Here is a 20,527-nt window from a genome sequence, read left to right as displayed (position 1 = left end):
CTTAATCCAAATCAGTGAGCCTCATAAATTGGCAGTCGACCAACCTGAAGGCAACCCTCTAAGTTCACCCATTAAAATCCATAGTTTTGAATTAAAGTCCCAGCATTATGAAATCCATCCTTACCTGTACCCTTTTATTAATCAGCCTACTAACCCTAAACTCAATCGATCTATTTGCCGGCCATGTGGCAGGAGGATCCATTAAATACAAATATGTTGGCCCAGGTTCTACCCCTGGAACTTATCAATACTATGTTGAAGCAAGCGTATTAAGAGATTGTGCGGGTGTTGCCTACACCGTGACCACAGCAGCAGTCACTGCCAAATGCAGTGGTTCATCAACGGTCACCAACTTCTCCCTCAGTAATTTGCCTTTTGTAGCCCCCACACCTACTCCATTTGGAGGTCCCTATGTAGGAATCAGCCAGCAATCGGGTTCTACGACGATGGTTGCTGAGGAAGTCTCTGATGTTTGTGATAAAGTACTTAACCCCAATCAGAATCCTTTAACCAACTGCAGAGGAGGTACGATTCAAGGCTACATGCGCTTTAAGTATGCAAGCCTCATCACCTTAACTCAATGTAACTATTGGACCCTTGGTCACACCATTACGGGTGGGCGAAACACGGGTAACGCCAATATCAATTCGGCTAACCTGTATGTAGAAGTTCGTTTCGACAACCTGAATTTCCCGACGAACAGTTCTCCCCATTTTTTGGAGGATCAAAGATCTCGTCCTAATGTTTGTGTTGGTCAAACGAGTTACTACAGCGTGGCCGTGCAAGACCAGGAGCATGATTCTATAACCTACAACCTGGCTTGCGTTAGAACATCTCCTACCGCCTGTGCTAACTACGTTGGCAATTTCAGTTATACGCAACCTGTGGCAAATTTTAATTTGGATACCGTTACCGGTGAAATCACTTTAACACCTGCGAGTGCAGGAAAACGGATGATTGGCTATTGGGTGAAAGAATACGAACGTTGTACGGGTAGATGGAAGGCTCAAACGCTGCGGGATTTCCAATTTAATGTTCATCTCTGTGCAAACAAACCTGCTCAATTTGCTTCCGTATCAGCACTTACCGGAAATGGTGCCGTCCGATTGGGCGATCGAAAGATTAAGGTTCAAAAAGGAACTTGGGTCAGTTTTAAAGACACCTTTACCGATCCAAATACGGTTGACACGGTATACCTCACCTCGACACTAAAAGATGTATTCCCACAAAGTTCGATGACCATTACCTCCTTAAGTAAAAACCAATCGGTAGCTACCTACAACTTTTTTGTGCCTTCCTTAGCGATCTCCAGACAGATTTTCTTTCAAACCAGGTACACAGACGACAGGTGCGATATTCCCGGCCAAGGCATCACTACCTACACCTTGCTTATTGACGGTGCCGGAGGTTTGCTTGCCGATATTCATGGAATCAATGACACCTTCAATCTGTGCACGGGAGACACTTCTTTGATTGAATTATCAGGGAGCGATCACTACACTTGGAAAAGCATTTCAGGAGATACCTTTAAGTTTTCGGGCCCGGGTCAAAATATTTGGCTGGACACGGTGCCGGGCGACACGAATTTTCAGGCGCACATCCAGGTGCAAAACCCCACTCAAGTGGAAGTCTCCGCCCTGGCCACCCTCTTTTGCAACAACACTGCCACCCTTAAAAAAGATACTTTCTGGCTCATTCCCGGAACTCGATTTAACCTGAGCACCAGTTCAGACACCGCACTCTGTTACGATGGAGTGAGTTTTGGAATTTCGGCTCAACCCAATTTGAGCGGATACACCTATCAATATAAATGGGAACCCTCCAATCTGGTTTCCAATGACACGATTGCTTCTCCAACGGTAGGCGATTCAGTGAGTGCCAACTACACCGTAACCGTAGAAAACAATGAAGGGTGTATTCAAACCCAATCTGTTTTCGTTAAATCCTTCCAGCGTTCAGATTCACTCGTTCTTACAACCAACACACAGCATATTTGCGCTGGCGACAGTGTCCAAATCAACGTTAACCTCTTCGATCCGACACAATCTCCCTTTGGGCACCCTCGGGAAGACAGCTTGCTCCACATACTTCAGCCAGCAACTCCTTCAGGTACACCCTTCAACACGTCTTCAGCTCAATCTGCAGCGTCCTGGCCATGTCCATTTGGAGTGCTTACCTCCAAAGCAAGGCAACGATATCTCTACCGAAAAAGCGACTTGATCGCCATGGGCTTAGACAGTTTGGATTTCATTTATTCCTTGGGCTTTGCGATACGCGACCTTCACGGAGTAAACTCCATTCCCGATTACAATTTGAAAATCGGACTTACGAGTGATACGGCTGTTAGTGGTTGGAACCAAGGACTTACAGCAGTCCATTATTCTCAAAACCTATCTCTGCATGTAGGCTGGAATTACCTGAATTTTAATCAAGGATTCCAATGGGATGGCAAGTCCAATCTTATTGTAGAAGTGTGTTACGATCGAAATGGAGTAACCGGAAATAACCCAGCTGTCTATTATGGTGTCACCAGTTACCTCTGCAACATCGTAACCAATCAAGCCTCTTCTCCCGCTATTTGTACCAACCAAATGCTGTCTCTAAGTTCTGCGTATCAGTTGCCAATGATTGCGTTAAAGACCATGAGAAATGATCCATCCTACCTTTATGATTATACCTGGACACCGAGCCATGTTCTTTCTGATTCATTAGCTCCAAATCCGAAAGCGGGCATTACCCAAAACACCACCATCGGCTTGGCCATTCAGTACAAAGAGGGAGTTTGCCCAGATACTGCACAGATCACGTTGATCTCCTCTCCCGATCCTCAATTTGCAATTGGACCAGATACGGCCACCTGTGAGGCTGAAGTACTAACCTTTACTTCCAGTCATCAATCACCATTTCCAGCAAGCTACTCCTGGAGCCCGGCAGCTCAATTTGTAGATCCGAGCCTGGCTCAAGTATCCTTCAACGTTCCTTCGGGACAAACCCAGGTAATAGCCAAGTTAACGGACTCCTTGGGATGCGAATATTTCGATACCCTGGTGGTAACCGGGTCACCTGTACCAATTGCAGGCATTAGCACCTTTGGACCATTCTGTGAGCGTGACTCGATTAACGCCTTACAAGCTCAATTTCAAGGCGGGTATTTCTACGGAAAATCGGTGGATTCCATCACCGGTAATTTCAACGCCCATCATCCAGACTTTTTGGCCACCTACAACCACCCGGATCTAACCACCATTAATTTCAAGGCAGTAAGCGGAATTGGCTGTGAAAAGGACACCTCTTTCCAGGTACGCGTAGATCCTGTATTTGACACCACTTATACCGGAAGTCGTATGTTCTGTGATAATGATTCTACCGTAATGTTACAGGCCAAACACCCTGGTGGCACCTGGAGCGGTCCAGGAGTAAGCGGAACCCATTTTAGCCCTTATGTTGCCGGAACCGGTACTCATCAAATTAGGGTTGACAGTAATGGCTACTGTGGCAATTCAGCAGTCTATTCTTTCTATGTAAATCCAATGCCAAGTAAAGCCGTTCCAGACAGCGTAATGGGCTGTACCGGAAACCCTGCCATCATTGACGCTGGAAACCCCGGAAGTGTCTACCAATGGAGTAATGGAAAAAGTTCTCAGGTAATAACCGAAACACAGAGCGGAACACTGCAGTTGATCACAACGGATGCGCAAGGCTGTAAGCGAACCGATACCATCAACGTGATGGTGGAATTAATCTGCCTCGGAGTTGCTCAAGTTGATCTTGAAAATCGAATTCGAGCCTATCCAAATCCTACCAGCGATCGCATGGTGATTGAAATTCCTTTTACGGTTCAAAACCCGGGCGTTTTTTGGATCATTGACAACCAAGGAAAACGAGTGATGAGTCATTCCATAGCTGACCAAAATAAGGGCCAATATATCGAGCTTGATGTTCAGCATTTGGCAATCGGAAGCTATCGATTAGTTGGAATGCTTGATGGAAATCCGATAGAAATTGCTTTTCAGGTATCGCGATAATCGGAAAATTTCAAATCTTTATTTTTGAATTAAATCCAACGCAATGAAGTCTGACCTAATAAACCGTTTTACCCTATTGAGTTTTTTGGTACTTCTTGCTGTGTCAGCAAGTGCTTCCCACGTAGCGGGTGGTGCCATAAAATATAAGTACATCGGGCCCGGCTCACTCATAGGGACGAGCAACTACTACATAGAAGTATCCGTGTTGAGAGATTGTTCTGGAGCGCAGTACAACGTACCTTCAGCAATGGTCACTGCAAAATGCAGTAGCCGCAACATTAATACAACTTATACCTTAGCCAACCTCGCATTTGTTGCCCCAACTCCTGCCCCATTTGGAGGACCCTACGCAGGAATTAGCAATCAGTCGGGAACCACGACTTTGGTTTCTGAAGAAGTATCGGATGTTTGTGATAAAGTACTTGATCCAAATCGCACCCCAAATACCCGATGCCGTGGAGGAACCGTCCTAGGTTTTGTTCGCTATAAATTTTCTGGAATCATCTCTCTCGTGCATTGCAATTCTTGGACGCTTGGCTTCCAACCCCAATGCTGCAGAAATACAGCTAACTCCAACATTAATTCCGGAGGCATGTGGGTGGAAACACGATTTGACAACCTCAATTTCCCAACGAATAGTTCGCCCAATTTTACCGATGAAGCCAGACCGCGACCCAATGTCTGTGTTGGCCAAACCAGTCACTACAGCGTTGCCGCTTATGATCTCGATAAAGATTCAGTGACCTACAATTTGGCTTGTGCCTTACAATGGGCCAACACTTGTGCCAATTATGTAGGAAACTTCACTTACCGCCAACCGGCTGCAGGGTTTTCCTTGGATACCCTCACTGGAAAGATCACCGTTAAACCCACCACTGCGGGTAAGCGAGTAGTTGCTTATTGGGTGAAGGAATACGAGCATTGTACCGGCAGATGGAAGGCTCAGACCCTGAGAGATTTCCAATTCATTGCCAACATTTGTAACAATAATCAACCCGTTGCTTCGTCCATTTCAAACCTCACCGGAATGGGTGCTACGCAGCTATCCAGCAATGCCATCCGTGTAGAAGAAGGCACCTGGAATAGTTTCAAGGATACCTTTACCGACCCCAACTCTACGGACACGGTCTACCTCAAAAGCTCGTTGAAGGACGTATTTCCTCAAAGCAGCATGACGATCAAATCCATTAGCAAAAACCAGTCTGTGGCTACCTACACCTTTTTCGTGAGTTCCACTAAAATCTTTCGAAAGGCCTTCTTTCACACCGATTTTACAGACGACCGCTGCAACTACCCCGGAAGAGGTTCAACGATCTATACTATTTACATCAATAATGGAGTTGGGGTGCAAACTGAATTTGGTGGCTCCCTCGACACCTTTAGGCATTGCCAGGGTGACACCATATCCATAAAAACCTACGGAAGCAATCACTATTCCTGGAGGAGAATTAGCGGTGATACACTGGTTTTCTCGGGATTAGGACAGAATGTTTGGTTGGATACCTCGTCCACCGATACGAATTTTCAAGCCCACTTTCGGGTGATGAATCCCACTCAAATTGAATTATCGGGTAAGGTATACCTCAACTGCAACAGTGTACCCACTACCAAACGAGATACATTTTGGATAAAACCAGGCACTAAATTCACTCTGAACACCAGTGCAGATACCACGTTGTGCTTCTACGGTACAAGCTTTCCTTTGACCGCCCAACCCAACCTTGGCGGTTACACTTACCAATACAAATGGACTCCGAGTCACTTGGTTTCAAATGACACTTTGCCTAACCCTAGCATTGGAGATTCCTTAACTGCTACTTACACCGCGATTGTGTCTAACAATGAAGGATGCATTCAAGAGAAATCGATTCAAGTGGAAACTTTCCACCAACCGGATTCTTTGGAAATTTCAGCCGGGTTGCAGCAAATCTGCTCGGGAGATAGTGTCCCCCTAAAGGTTAACCTTTTTGACCCCAATCAATCACCGTTTGGGCATCCGAGAGAAAACAGTTTATTGGATTTTCTTGAACCTGTAATTACAGCAAATACTCCTACCAATTTGTCCCATGGTGTAGGTATCAGGTCCTGGCCATGTCCGTTTGGCACTACGATTTCAAAATCTCGTCAGCAATACCTCTACCGGAAAAGCGATCTATTGGCTTTGGGGTTAGATAGCCTGGATCAGATTTACTCCGTTGGCTTTTCCATCAAAGATCCTCATGGACTCCAATCAATCACTGATTACAGTTTGAAGATTGGCCATGTAAACGATACTTCGATGTTGGCTTGGAGACAAGGATTATCCACCTACCATTACTCCCAAAGCCTGGCGCTGACCACAGGTTGGAATTACCTAAATTTCAATCAGGCTTTCCAATGGGATGGAAATTCAAATATCGTAGTGGAAGTCTGTTACGACATGCTCGGTTTGGTTGGAAAAAATGCCACTGTTCATTACGACACCACCCAATTTTTAAGCAGTCTCGTCAATAACCACAACTTTACCCCGGTCATTTGCAACAGTCAGATGGTCTCCCAAGCATCGAATTACCATCGCCCCTTGGTGGCCTTCAAAACCTTAAATCAAAATCCCTCGGACCTCTACCAATTCTCCTGGTCACCTACTTCGGTGTTGTCTGATTCATTATCACCAAGCCCTAAGGCAGGTGTCCAGCAGACCACGACCATCCAACTTGCGGTTCAGTACAAGGAAGGTGTGTGTAAGGACACGGCGAATATTACCTTGATTTCTTTTCCAGATCCGAAATGGTCCATTGGTCCTGACACGAGTAGTTGCGAATCTGAAGTATTAACGCTTACATCAAGTCATCAATCCACCCTTCCCACATCCTATTCCTGGATACCAGCAGCACGATTTGCAGATCCTACTCTAGCCCAAGTATCCTTCACAGTTCCTAAAGGCACCACGCAAGTAGTAGCCACACTAACCGACTCTTTGGGTTGTAAATATTACGATACGCTTACCGTTACCGGATCTCCAGTCCCCGTGGCTGCAATCAGCACCTTCGGGCCTTTCTGTGAGCGGGACTCCATCAATGCGCTAATCGCTCAATACCCCACCGGATTCTTCTATGGAAAAGCGGTTGACTCCCTGACCGGAAATTTCAACGCCCATCACCCGGACTTCCTGGCTACCTACAATCATCCGGATCAAACCACGGTTTACTACAAGGCCATCAGCTCAGCGGGATGCGTAAAAGACACCTCCTTCCAGGTACGCGTTGACCCGGTGTTTGACACAACCTATACCGGAAACCGTGTGTTCTGTGAATACGATTCTACAGTCATGTTGCAAGCGAAACATCCTGGAGGCACCTGGAGTGGACCCGGGGTAAACGGAACCCATTTCAAGCCTTACTTGGCCGGAGTTGGAACACATTCAATCCGATTGGATAGCAATGGATACTGCGGTAATTCAGCCGTTTATTCTTTTTATGTAAATCCCATTCCGAGTAAGGCCGTTCCAGATAGTGTACTTGGTTGCACCGGAAATCCTGCCGTTATTGATGCTGGAAATCCGGGGAGTACCTACCAATGGAGCAATGGTAAAAGCTCAAAGGTCATCACTGAAACTCAGAGTGGCACGTTGCAATTGATCACTACGGACGCTAAAGGCTGTAAACGAACAGATACGATTGACGTGATGGTGGAATTGATCTGCTTAGGAATGACCCAAATTGATCTTGAAAAACAAATCCGGGCCTATCCGAATCCAACCAGCGATCGTATGGTGATTGAGATTCCATTTGCGGTTAACAATCCGAGTGTTTTTTGGGTTATGGACGAGCAAGGAAAACAGGTCATGTCGTATTCCATTTATCAGGACGAAAGTGGGCAGATTATCGAATTGGATGTTCAGCATTTAGCCATTGGAAACTACCGTTTGGTGGGTATGCTTGACGGTAATCCCCTGGAAATTTCATTCCAGGTATCGCGGTAAAAATAACAGCCAAAATACACTGACCATCAAACACTTACATTGAAAGAATTTCTAATTACTTAGGGATTCTACTTGAGATTTTTTGCCAGAAATTCCAATTTCATAATCAACCCTGCCGTTTTTTTTGCGTCTTAACCAAAACGCCAGTCCTATGAAAGCTCTTAATCTTATCCTTACTGTTTTCCTATTTTTTGCAGGTTGTTTTACCCTAAACGCCTCTCACATTTCTTCCGGTGCTCTTCAGTACGATTATGTTGGTCCCGGCTCCGTACCTGGTACCCATAAGTACCGTGTTAGAGCTGAGATTTTCAGAGATTGTGCCGGAGCCAATTTCACGAACAACAATGTAGTTTTAACGGCAACCGCCGGTAGTAGCGTAACGACCTATACTCTAAATCGGGTTGTGTATGTTGCCAAACCCGGAATGCGTCCTGCAAATTTCGGAAACCGCGACATAACCGATTTGTGCTCGGCCAAAAGCTCTCGATGCGCCTCTACTTCTAATGTTTCAGGAGTCGAGTCGCATATGTTTGAAGGAGAAATAACCGTGGGTTCCGCTCAACTGCTCACCCTTACCTTTACCACCCCCTGCTGCCGTGCGGGAAGTATAAACACAACTTCAAATACCGGAACGTACACCGCCACTTTACACAAAAACAAGTTCCCTAAAAACAGTAGTCCCCGATTGTATGACTGGGCACTTCCAAAAAAAGTAATCTACACCGGCCAAAACTTTTCCTATGCTATTGGGGCTTATGATCCCGATGGAGACAAATTGACTTACGAAATGGCCTGTATAGGAACACCAAAATCACCTTATACCTGTCAGCAACCTATACTTGGACTCAAGCTGGATACAGCAACAGGAATCATGAGTTTCAACACTACCGTTTCTGGTAATTTCTTGGCTGGAGTCTGGATCAAAGAATACGACGAATGTGGTGAGCTAAAAGGCCAGGTACTTCGAGAAATTGAATTTTCTTCCTATATCGGTACCAATAGTGTTCCTGAGCTGATCACCAGTCAAATGAACCTCAGCAACGGCACCTCGAAGAGCAACTTTAAGGTAGAAACCTGCAACGGTAATCTGATTACGTTTTCCGACTCGATTGTAGACGCTAATGCTTCCGACTCAGTTCGGGTATATTGTGATGTAGCCGATCGTTTACCGGGTGCTCATTATTCCGTTAGCCACCCCTCTTCCAACATTGCCCTAGTAACTTATACCATCCCCGCGGTATCGATTATCGGGAAAACTGGGAATCGGTTTTTCCATGTTCGATTTACAGATGATCGATGCGATTACCCCGGAACAAATTATGCCGTTCATGAAGTAGCCATTCTTCCAGGGGCTAAAATAACCGGTAACCCAAAAGCCTGTAAGGGAAGTGGTGTTCAGCTAAAAGCCGTGGGTGGAGTGCACTACACCTGGACCAGTCTTTCAGGTGACCCTCTTCTTGTTGGAAGCAATTTCTTTCCAGATACCTTGAATCAGGATACAGCCGGAAGTATCAAATTTAAACCTACTCAAAACACTTTACTCCAGGTTAAAATTGACCGCCTTAGTACATGCGACTCCCTATCACCGATCTGCAGCGTATACGATACAATTCTGGTTCAACCCGAAGATAGTTTTAGCCTTAGCACTTCGCCAAACCAGGTATTGTGTAATACGCAATCCGGCAGCCTGAGTGCGATTCCTTCACAACCTGCTTTAGGATATTCCTACCGATGGACTCCTGCCGATTTACTCAATTCTGATACCGTTGCCAACCCCACCTTTAGTGGAATAACCACCCCTACCACCTTTCATGTAGAAGTGTATTCCGATTCAGGTTGTCATCGAGTAGATTCCATTCAGATTCAACCTAACCCCTTGTTTCCAATAGGCATGAAAGCCATGGCATCTGATACGCTTATCTGTCAGTCCGCAACGATCGATTTGCAGGTGTACAAGGGATCACCGCAATACTCGTGTCAAACCAACGCCCACTGTTACGGAAACAATCAAACCATTACCATTGGATCAGGAAACCTAAATAATTCTGGAAGTTCACTAAACTATCCAGTGATTTATGCCTCGAATAAGATTTCCAGTAAAACCATTTTGATGTACTCCGCGGCAGATTTAAAGAATCGAGGAATGCAATCCGGGCCCATCAATTCGATCTCCTGGAGAATCAAAAAAATGGCTTCGGCAAATCCCGCCTTTAACAACTTTACCATTCGCATGGGTTGTACTTCGGCTTCGGCAATAACGGGTCAATCCTTTCCAACCGGCTTAGTTGAAGTGTATTCCCCAAAGTCCTATACACCTCAATTAGGATGGAATGACCACACCCTTGACAATCCTTATGCCTGGGATGGTCAATCCAATTTATACGTAGAGATTTGCTGGGAAAATACCACCGGTATTGCAGATGATCATGAAATGGCTTTTGACGCAGTCAACTATGCCTCTTCTGGCTATTATTACCAGCTTTTTAATTGGAATCCTAAGGCTTGTCTTATGCCCAATTATTCCGCAGGATTTCCGATAGGCTACCTACCCCAAACCCGATTTGGTACCTGCCAGGGAGTGCGATCTACCCGATACACCTACGATTGGCATCCCAAAATAGGTGGTGGCTTTGTTGGCGGAAGTACCGGCGACAGCGTTCAGGTACAGGCGAACCTGGCTACCGCACAACAATACTACGTTGTGATCTCCGACAGCTTAAATCCAGCCTGTAAAGACACTTCTTATCTCAACCTTCACGTGGTATCGCAATACAATGCTACCCCTGATTCAATAAACCCCGTTTGTTTTGATCGGGCTCCCTCTCAACTAACCGCTCCTACCCCTGGTGGAGTTTGGAAGGGCGCAGGAATTACCGATTCTATTCATGGCGTTTGGAACCCCAAAATTGCTGGAATAGGGTCGCATTGGATTCTCTACTCTGTAACGGGAGATGCCTGTGCAAATCAGGACAGTGTTTTGGCCGTTGTCAAGGATTATCCGGACGGAAGAATATTAACCGACTCCTTATGCGTTGGCTCGGCGGACACCATTGAAAACAAACTGACACCGTTTGTTCCCGGAGGATATATGAGTGGACTCGGAGTAGATTCCGTCTTCACAACGAACGGAAAAGTCTACTACATAGACGGGTCGGCCTACCACCCCATCACCTATCCAGAAGACACCGTTTGGATCAGACACCGAATTAATGATGCCTGTGTTACCGACACCACTGTTGGCGTGCGAATTCTTCCAGAGTGGAACAGCACCTATTTGGGTGTGTTGAACCAGGGAACTCCCTACGTAGTACACAGCTTCTGTACAGCTGCCGATCACGCTGATTCGCTTGCAGTAGGAGGAAGTAATGGACTATGGAGCTGTATTGAAGTGCCCAGCGCCATGGTTGATCCTCAAAACGGGGTATTTGATCCTCGTCTATTGATCGATGGAAGCTACACCCTCAAAGTAGAAAACAATGGATTTTGCGGGAGCAGCAACACCATTCCTATCTCCGTAGTTAGTCCTCCTGAAATTGCCATCGCAGGAAAAATCTGGTGTAAAGATTCTTGTAATAACCCCGCATTTCAGCTATTCACAGACACCCTTAAACTTTACGTACCTAAGGGAATTAATGCAGGTGGAACCGGTGATATTCAATTGGGAGTTCCTGGAAATGACACCCTGGTGAGCTATGCCTCCAAACAAGCAACCGGATGGCCCAATGCGGTCAATGATGTTCAATTCAACTTTTGGGATGGTGGAAGCTGGATGCCTTTGCCTCATATTGGACGTTACCGTCCATGCAACTTACCTGTGGGAGTAAAGAATAAAATCTCCTACCAATTCCCCATTGCCTACCGCAGTGCGATTCCAGATTCGCTCTGCTATTCTACAGATTCTGCTTTCGTTGCGCGAATAGATTGTGATACCACCACGTCAATAATGGAAGAATTTGGCACTCCGTGGTCGATGCGATTGGCTCCAAATCCGGCTTATGATCACCTTACGATAAGTGTACATCCGGAGATTAAAGAATGGAAAATATCCGGGTACAACATGCTTGGCGTCCAGCTCTTTTATTTGGACTCTAAAGAATACAGCAACCACCAAATATTAATTGAAACTCATGAATTACCTACAGGGAATTATATGATTAGAATGGAGTCGGGGGGATCTACCCGATATGAAAAGCTCGTGATTGGCTCAAAATAGAGCCGGTCACTGACCCAGCGGCGCCCTCAAGTTCTTGAATTGGGTGCCTTTACATCTTATCTGCTACTGAATAATCCCACTTGCACCGTTATGGGCGAGGCAGGGATTTAATGCTCTGATCTTCAGTAACTTAAGAAAAATATTTTTTAAAAAATCAGGCAACGCACTTCCTCGAGAGGCGTCTAAAAAGCAACAAGCAAATACTAATCCAATATCTATGAAATCATTCATCAAACTCACTCTGCTACTTTGCCTGATGATCTTCTTCGGAATGGAGGCTGAAGCCTCTCACTTTGCCGGAGGAAGCATTAAATACACCTATGTTGGGCCTGGTACAGCGCCCAATACCTACCAGTATAGAATCACGGTTGGGATTATTCGCTATTGTGGTGGTGCTGGGTTCAATAACCAATTTCAAGCCGTAACGGCTACTTGTTCTTCTTCAGGAGCTACCCAGAACTTCAATCTACCCAAAGTAAATTATGTTCCGGGGCCAGGAGAGCGCCCTGCCCCCAATGGAGCCAAGGATGTTTCGGATGTATGCCGCAAAAGACAAACGAATTGTTCCTCAGCCAATGGGGCTAAGGGATATGAGCTTTACACCTTTGAGATGGTGGTAACCCTGTCTCAGTGTAATAGCTGGGTATTTACCACAACCACACCTTGCTGCCGAAATGGCTCGGTCAATTATCCCAATTCCAATGGTAACCCCATCCATTTGGTAACCACCTTCAACACTTTGGATTTTCCCAAGAACAGTGCACCTGTTTTTGCCGACGAAGCCAAGCCTATGCCCTCCGTTTGTGTCGGTCAGGATGTTTTCTACGGAATTGGAACCTACGATCAGGAATGGGACAGTTTAGTATACTCATTCACCCAGCCTTATTATGGGCCGAATACACCAGCCAACCCAACACCACCTTACACCATTCAAAAGCCAATTCCTGGTATCACCATGGATCCATCTTCCGGGCTCATTTCTTTTAAACCGACAACCACGGGAGAATTTATTGTAGCCTTTTGGGTCTATGAATATGAACGATGTACAGGTAGGCTCAAGGGCCAAACCCGAAGGGAAATTCAGTTTTCGGTAAACACCTGTACAAACAAGGTTCCCAAAGACGTTAGCGGGGTTTCAAACATCAAAGGCAAGGCGACCAAAATTGGCCGGTATGCCCTGGAGGTGTGTCAAGGAGAAACCATTGAATGGGAAGATACATTAGTTGATCAAGATTTTGATTCCATTTACGTTACGCATAACCTGGCTCTGGCCATGCCAGGACTTCAGATGACTGAAATTCCATTGGCCCGAAACAAAAAAATAGTTCGGTTTAAGTGGACTGCCACTATTGGTGACAACCCGGTAAAGAACTTTTTTATTGCTTTTGATGACGACAACTGCGATTTTCCAGGAAACGGATTCTCTGTATTCGAAATTCACGTGAGAAACGCTACCAGCGCTGGTCCCGACCAAACCATATGTGCAGGAGACACCTTCAAATTCAAGGCCTTTGGCGGCCAGGTCTATGACTGGAAATCCATCAGCGGCGATCCGCTTCTAACGGGAGTAAACTTTTTCCCGGACACCACCATCAACGATACCGGAGCAACGGGCAGCATTATAGTGACCCAAAAAACGGTCCTTACCGTAGAATCTGATTTGGTATTAAGCTGTTTTGTTGCACTCGCCTGCCAGAAAATTGACACCCTGGTCATTGATGTGGTGGATAGCTTCAGTTTGAATATGCCTAACGATTTATTTCTCTGTAATCCAGGGGCTGGCCAGTTGGATGTAAACCCATCGAATCCCAATTTCAAATACTCCTACACTTGGAGTGGAGATGGTACTTTGAACGACGACACGCTCAAGAATCCCAACTTTACCGGAATTACAAAAGACACCAAATTCGAAGTTCAAGTAGTATCGGATGCGGGATGTGAACGAACCGACAGCATGTGGGTTAAAGTCACCCAACCCTTTCCTACGAACATGCAAGCCAAGGTATCCGACAGCCTGCTCTGCTTGAATGGAACAGTCGATTTATGGGTGGATCAGGGAAGTATCGATTATGGTCCTTGTGGAACCGTTCAGTTTCCTTGCCAGGGAACGACCAAGAACTTCAATATTGGTGGAAATGGTTCTCTGAAAAACGGTGCTAACTCCATTAACCTACCCGTAGTATATGGTAGTGACAACCCATCGGCCAAGGCACAGTTCATTTATCTGGCTTCAGACTTAAAAGCCCGTGGAATGGAAGCCGGACCTATTTCGTCCATCGCTTGGGAGATTACCAAAATCTACGGATCTCCAGGTAGTCCGCAGTACACACCGTTCAACAACTTTACAATCAAAATGGGTTGTACCAGCTTGAATGAACATGTCGGCAACAACTTCCTCACCAATCAATTGTTTGAGGTCTTTTCACCCAAGGCCGTAATTCCTACACTCGGATGGAACACTCACGTATTTGACAACCAGTACAACTGGGATGGAAATTCGAACATTATCGTTGAAGTGTGCTGGCAAAACCAAAATGGGTATGCAGGTCATCACGAAATGGCCTTTGACCCGGTGACCTATGATGCATCCGGATATTACGCTCAACAATGGAATTGGAGGCCAGGAGCTTGTGGCAATGGTGCTATGTCAGGTGGATATCCCCAGCAAACCATTCCGAGAACTCAATTCGGGTCATGCTCTGGTATGCGCTCCAGCTTGTTTACTTATGACTGGAATCCTAAGCCAAATGGTGGATTTGTAGGTGCAACCAACCTGGATTCAGCAGTGGCTAACGTCAATTTGACCACTACCCCTATCTACCGGGTTATTGTAAAGGATTCGCTTTATCAAATTTGTACCGACACCCTCGATGTAGCCGTAAAAGTGGTGAATGAATACGACGTAAAACCAGATACCCTTGACCCTCAATGTATCGACAATGGATATATTCAATTCACCTCTCCTACACCACCTACTATTAGTAATCCAGGTGGTAACTGGTCTGGTGCGGGCATCATCAACAATCGCCTGGGACTTTGGGACCCTAAAGTATCTGGTACAGGATCCTTCTGGGTAGTTTATGAAGTAACCGGAGATGCTTGTGCCAATAAGGACAGTAACCTGGTAACGATTGTTGGAAAACCAGATGCCGGATTGTTAACTCCGGATAGCTTGTGTGCCCTGTGGAATGATACTACGTTTCAGCAGTTGATTGCCAAGACTCCAGGTGGATACTTTAAAGGATATGGAGTTGACTCCATTCCAGATGCCAATGGAAAGATGGCTTACTTCATCGATGGAACTAAGTTTAACACCTCGGGTGGTAAAGTAGATACAGCCGTATTTACCTACACTGTATTCAAAGGCTGTTGGAACACCGATACCTTTGAGATACCTGTACACCCAGGCTGGGATACGACCTACAACGGTATTTTACACAACGGTATACCTTACCTGGACTACTCCTTCTGTTTGAGTAACCCAGTCATTGATACGGTAGATGTAGAAGGAAAAGGTGGAATCTGGAGTTGTTTGGAAGTGCCAAACGCCATTATCGACGCCCAACGTGGTGTGATTGATCCTGCTTTGTTTGGAACTACGGGTAGCTATACCTTGAAGATTGAGAAAACTGGATTCTGTGGAAACAGCGCCACTATTCCAATCACGGTTGTAGAAGCACCGGAGATTGATATTCTGGACATGTACTACTGTAACGACTTCTGTGATATCCAGGCAAACAAGATTAGAACGGACACCTTCAAATTCTTAGTTGCCAAAGGGATCAATATCGGAGGAACAGGAGATACCAAGTTGGGTATTCCCGGAAACGACATTCTGTTGAGCTATGGTGATAAAGCCAGTTCAGGATGGCCGAATGCGATAGAAGATTTAGCCTTTAACTTCTGGGATGGAGGTTCATGGATGCCACTTCCTCACATTGCTCGATTCCGTCCATGTCAGATTCCTGCCGGACAGGAGCGTACGATCAAGTATCAGTTTGCTGTTCGCTACCGGACCAATCACCCTGAGTATGGCTGTTTGTCCTTTGACTCAGCCAAGGTGATCCACCGTGCACAAATTGAGCTACCAGAAGTGGAAGAGCGTTTTGTGTTCTGTCAAGGGGATAGCATTCAGGGATTGTTTGTAAAAGATGCTCCAGCCGGATTGATCGTTGAGTGGTATGTAGATACACTGTCTACTCTTCCAGATGATACCGGATCTACTTTCGAATATCCAGGATTGGATAACAGCAATGGATTGCACTATGTGTTTGCCCGCTATGTAGATACCATCACAGGGTGTGTAAGCCGCGTGGATGGTAGAGGATTCCAGAATATTCCTTACAAGGTTTATGGTAATCCAAATGCGGATATCAGAACCAATCCAGCAGGGGTAGACAAGAAGTTTATCGGTGAAGAAGTTACTTATGTAAACATCACCGAGCAAGGCAACTACGGAGATACTACCATCACCTCATCCGGAGGCGGATACTTTGAGTGGTACACTGCATCAGGTCCATACTTTGGAACAGCAGATACCCTATCACGTTGGGATGAGTATGACCCACACGGACGTTATACTTCTCACCCTGGTCCTGAATCAGAGTTGAAAGTGAAGTACGATTTGTTTGGAGCCTACGATGTATGGTTGGTCGCTGTAAACGATGCCGGCTGTAGAGACAGTATAAAAATCGATATGGACATTGATCAGCGCGTTAAGCCTAAGTTCCCGAACGTATTTACCCCAGCGAAAAAGGGTGAAGACTTTGGTGATGGCATGAACGACTGGTGGTCGATCATCACTCCAGCGGCAGAAGACTGCCCATGTGGACCCAACAGCAATGGAGTAGCTACCTGCTACTGTGCCGATGGAGAAGAGGTGATGAAGGAATGGTTTAAGCGTGACTTCTACAACATCGAAGGTTTTATCTACGACCGTTGGGGAAGAAGAGTGAAGAAGTTGACCTTAGAAGATCCGATCTGGAAAGGAGACAACCAAGCAGGTGCTCCACAAACTGACGGAACCTACTTCTATGTCATCGAACTCAAAATCAGAGACCTGGATCAAACCATCATCAAAGAGAAAGGAACTATTACTCTGCTTAGAGAATCCGAGTAACCACGACTATTTCGTAGCAGAAAGGAAGGGGCTTGATCCTACGGGGTCGGCCTCTTTTTATTTTCATTTTCTTGTGAATCACTTTTCTGTTCTTTGAATTACACAAAGCCAGTGACCCTTATTTTTGCAGCAAACTGCAACGGTGAATTTGCTGGCAACCTCCATAGAATACCTCAAAGGAGTAGGCCCCAAACGGGGTGAGCTGCTCAAAAAAGAATTGGGTATTCACACCTTTGGAGATCTCTTGCAGTACTACCCGTTTCGGTACGTAGATCGATCGAGGTACTACACGGCCCGAGAAATTGGTCCAGACCATTCCTTCATTCAAATGAAGGGTCGCATCGGTCGGGTGGAAAATGTGGGTAAGCCTCGCCAGAAACGTTTGGTCGCTGAATTTTTTGACAAAACAGGATCCATTGATTTAATCTGGTTTCAAGGCGGACGATTTATCCAATCGTCCTTAAAGCCAGGCGTTGATTTTATCGTATTTGGCAAGCCCAATTTTTTCAAAGGAAGAATCAACATCGCGCACCCGGAAATCACCCTTGTAAGCGAAGCTCCCAAGATGATCAATGCCCAACTCCAGCCGGTGTATTCCACCACAGAAAAACTGACGGGTCGAGGTTTAAATAGCCGTGGTATTGAAAAACTACAGCGGGCTTTGCTCGAGCAAGTGTATAGCGTTATCCCAGAAACGTTATCCCAAGAAATCAGGGAACGATACACCTTTATTCCTCGGAAACAAGCCATTCGGCACTTGCACTTTCCAGATTCGCAGGAATGGCTCCAAAAGGCCCAGGCTCGGCTAAAATTTGATGAATTCTTTTTTATCCAGCTCCAACTGCTGCGCACTCAACTGGCCCATAAAAAGAAATTTCTCGGCTTCCCATTCAAAGTAATTGGAGACAATTTCAATGAGTTTTACCAAAACAAACTGCCTTTTGAATTGACGGGTGCCCAAAAGAAAGTGCTCCGGGAAATCAGGCAGGATTTAGGCAAGGGGCAACACATGAACCGTCTGCTTCAAGGAGATGTGGGAAGTGGAAAAACGATGGTCGCCCTTATGACCGTTTTAATGGCTCTGGACAATGGTTACCAATCCGTTATAATGGCTCCAACAGAAATCTTGGCCAACCAGCATTTCGAAGGCATTACCGAGTTGCTCCAGGGCATGGACATTTCCGTTGCCATACTCACAGGATCTACCAAAACAGCCCAGCGCAAATTCATTCTGCAAGAAGCCCTCGACGGAAAAATCGCCCTACTCATTGGCACCCACGCACTCATAGAAGATCGGGTACAATTCAAAAACCTGGGACTGGCCATCATTGACGAACAGCACCGCTTTGGCGTGGCCCAGCGAGCAAAGCTTTGGAAAAAGAATACCCGCCCTCCTCACTTATTGGTGATGACGGCTACTCCCATTCCAAGAACACTGGCCATGACGCTCTATGGAGACCTGGATGTTTCCGTAATTGATGAATTACCCCCTGGCCGAAAACCAGTAAAAACCATCCATCGCACCGATCGGGCCAGGCTTAATGTATTTCAGTTTCTACGCAGCGAAATTGACCGAGGTCGTCAGGTATACATCGTTTATCCTTTAATCAAGGAGTCTGAAAAACTGGACTACAAAGACTTGATGGATGGATTTGAAAGTGTAAGCCGTGCCTTTCCACGACCGCAATATCAGGTAGCCGTGGTACATGGAAAAATGAAACCAGCGGACAAGGATTATGAGATGGAGCGCTTTTCAGAAGGGAAGGCCCATATTTTGATCGCCACAACGGTTATTGAGGTTGGAATTAACGTTCCCAATGCCAGTGTGATGGTCATTGAAAGTGCTGAGCGATTTGGCCTATCTCAACTCCATCAGCTACGAGGTCGCGTTGGTCGGGGAAATGATCAGTCTTATTGTATTCTGATGACAGGAGACAAACTTTCAGCCGATAGTGATAAACGGATGGAGGTGATGACATCTACCACCGATGGATTTGTGGTAGCGGAGGAAGATTTGAGATTAAGAGGTCCAGGGGATATTATGGGCACTCAACAAAGTGGAGTATTGGATTTAAAGATTGCTGATTTGGCCAAAGATCAAAGTTGGCTGATTCAAGCTCGACATTCGGCTAACCAACTCCTTCAAAAAGATCCTGACTTATCCGATCCAGCGAATAGGCAAATTGCAGAAGCCTTCAAGCAATTTATTCGCGAACACCCCAATTGGAGCCGGATCAGCTAAGATCCGCTATTTGCGGTCCAGGATTTCACCAAATCCTGGTTGTCCTTTACCCATCCTCGGGTAATTCTTCCTAAATCTTCTGGCGTACTGGCATCCTTGGTAAGGATCAACAATTCCGTGATCTGCTCATCGGTCAAGGAGATGTTGCGAATGATTTCAGCCGCTCGGGGCTGGTCTTTCTCAAAACCAGGACGTGCCACTGCATGAATTTGATCCGTTTCATCAAAAACATGGGTAGTATCGGTCAAAAACTTGAGGTCGTAAAATTTCATTTTCCAGTGTGGCGTCCAGGCTGCGGTAACGAAGTTTTGCTTTTGATCAATCATCAATTGCAGTTGTTTCATCAACTCATCCTCTTCCATTTCCACAATTCTGGGGTCCAATCCATAGCCATTCAAAGCTGTTTGAGAAGCAATCATAACCCCGGCATCTTTTTTCACGCCGTACATAACGTTGCCAAAAACAGAACTATCAGCAAGCAAGTGTGAAATGGAATCAATGGGGTAATAATTAGGTACCGCTAAACCAAAACGACAACCTTGAAAAACGGGTCCCAAATCTTCCATTTGGTTGTTTTCAAACAGGTAAACGTCGTGACCAGATTGCCAGGCGTCCATAAAAACATCAATCTTCGACTGATTAACGCCGCGGTAAATATTCTGGATTCCCTCATCTTTAATCTCAACGTTGAAGCCCTTTTCTTCTAATACGGCTTTGGTCATATAGGCCAGGGCGCGACTCACTGCCCACTGTTCATTCCCAAGAACAATGGCCGAAGGTTTAGGGCTGCTACAGCCCCAAATTAGGGAGATCAAAACGCTTAGGCTGATGGCGAGGTATATGGCTTTTTTCATGATGCGACTAACAAGTTCTTTTTCAGGTAAGCGAAATTAATGTTTTTCCTTCTACTCAAGCCTTTATCAACTCTTGAATACATGGTTATTTCTTTACTTTTGCGGCTTCTAAT

The 20,527-nt window shown here is 45.7% G+C and carries 6 protein-coding genes; 5 read left to right on the top strand and 1 reads right to left on the bottom strand.

Annotated elements, in window-relative coordinates:
• Window positions 1-107 precede the first annotated feature (107 nt).
• The 5 genes from KFE98_09015 to recG all read left to right on the top strand — a co-directional run bounded on the left by KFE98_09015 (window position 108) and on the right by recG (window position 19,560).
• Window positions 108-4,025, top strand: a complete 3,918-nt coding sequence (locus KFE98_09015) for a hypothetical protein (GenBank protein ID UTW64260.1) — start codon at window positions 108-110, stop codon at window positions 4,023-4,025.
• A gap of 43 nt (window positions 4,026-4,068) precedes the next feature.
• Complete coding sequence (locus KFE98_09010) at window positions 4,069-7,986, top strand: hypothetical protein (GenBank protein UTW64259.1); 3,918 nt, start codon at window positions 4,069-4,071, stop codon at window positions 7,984-7,986.
• Between the two features lie 151 nt (window positions 7,987-8,137).
• Window positions 8,138-12,199, top strand: coding sequence for a T9SS type A sorting domain-containing protein (locus KFE98_09005; protein ID UTW64258.1), 4,062 nt, complete (start codon window positions 8,138-8,140; stop codon window positions 12,197-12,199).
• Window positions 12,200-12,416: 217 nt separating this feature from the next.
• The gene (locus KFE98_09000; protein UTW64257.1) at window positions 12,417-17,318 is read left to right on the top strand and encodes a gliding motility-associated C-terminal domain-containing protein; all 4,902 of its coding nucleotides are present in this window, start codon (window positions 12,417-12,419) and stop codon (window positions 17,316-17,318) included.
• Window positions 17,319-17,460: 142 nt separating this feature from the next.
• A complete protein-coding gene (recG, locus tag KFE98_08995; protein ID UTW64256.1) occupies window positions 17,461-19,560 on the top strand; it encodes an ATP-dependent DNA helicase RecG in 2,100 nt (699 codons plus the stop codon).
• Here recG and KFE98_08990 read toward each other — a convergent pair.
• Entirely contained in the window at window positions 19,557-20,414 is an 858-nt protein-coding gene (locus KFE98_08990; protein UTW64255.1) for a hypothetical protein, read from the bottom strand. The genes recG and KFE98_08990 overlap by 4 nt on opposite strands.
• Window positions 20,415-20,527: the final 113 nt, after the last annotated feature.

The sequence above is a fragment of the bacterium SCSIO 12741 genome (genome assembly GCA_024398055.1).
In the GTDB taxonomy this organism is placed as follows: Bacteria; Bacteroidota; Bacteroidia; order Flavobacteriales_G; family Salibacteraceae; genus SCSIO-12741.
Note: the sequence above shows the minus strand (reverse complement) of the source record. Positions and strands in the feature narration are given on the sequence as shown.

Bases quoted from the DNA above. Each gene is read 5' to 3' on its own strand.
- KFE98_09015 (UTW64260.1), top strand. From the start codon at position 108: ATGAAATCCATCCTTACCTGTACCCTTTTATTAATCAGCCTACTAACC.
- KFE98_09010 (UTW64259.1), top strand. From the start codon at position 4,069: ATGAAGTCTGACCTAATAAACCGTTTTACCCTATTGAGTTTTTTGGTA.
- KFE98_09005 (UTW64258.1), top strand. From the start codon at position 8,138: ATGAAAGCTCTTAATCTTATCCTTACTGTTTTCCTATTTTTTGCAGGT.
- KFE98_09000 (UTW64257.1), top strand. From the start codon at position 12,417: ATGAAATCATTCATCAAACTCACTCTGCTACTTTGCCTGATGATCTTC.
- KFE98_08990 (UTW64255.1), bottom strand. From the start codon at position 20,414: ATGAAAAAAGCCATATACCTCGCCATCAGCCTAAGCGTTTTGATCTCC.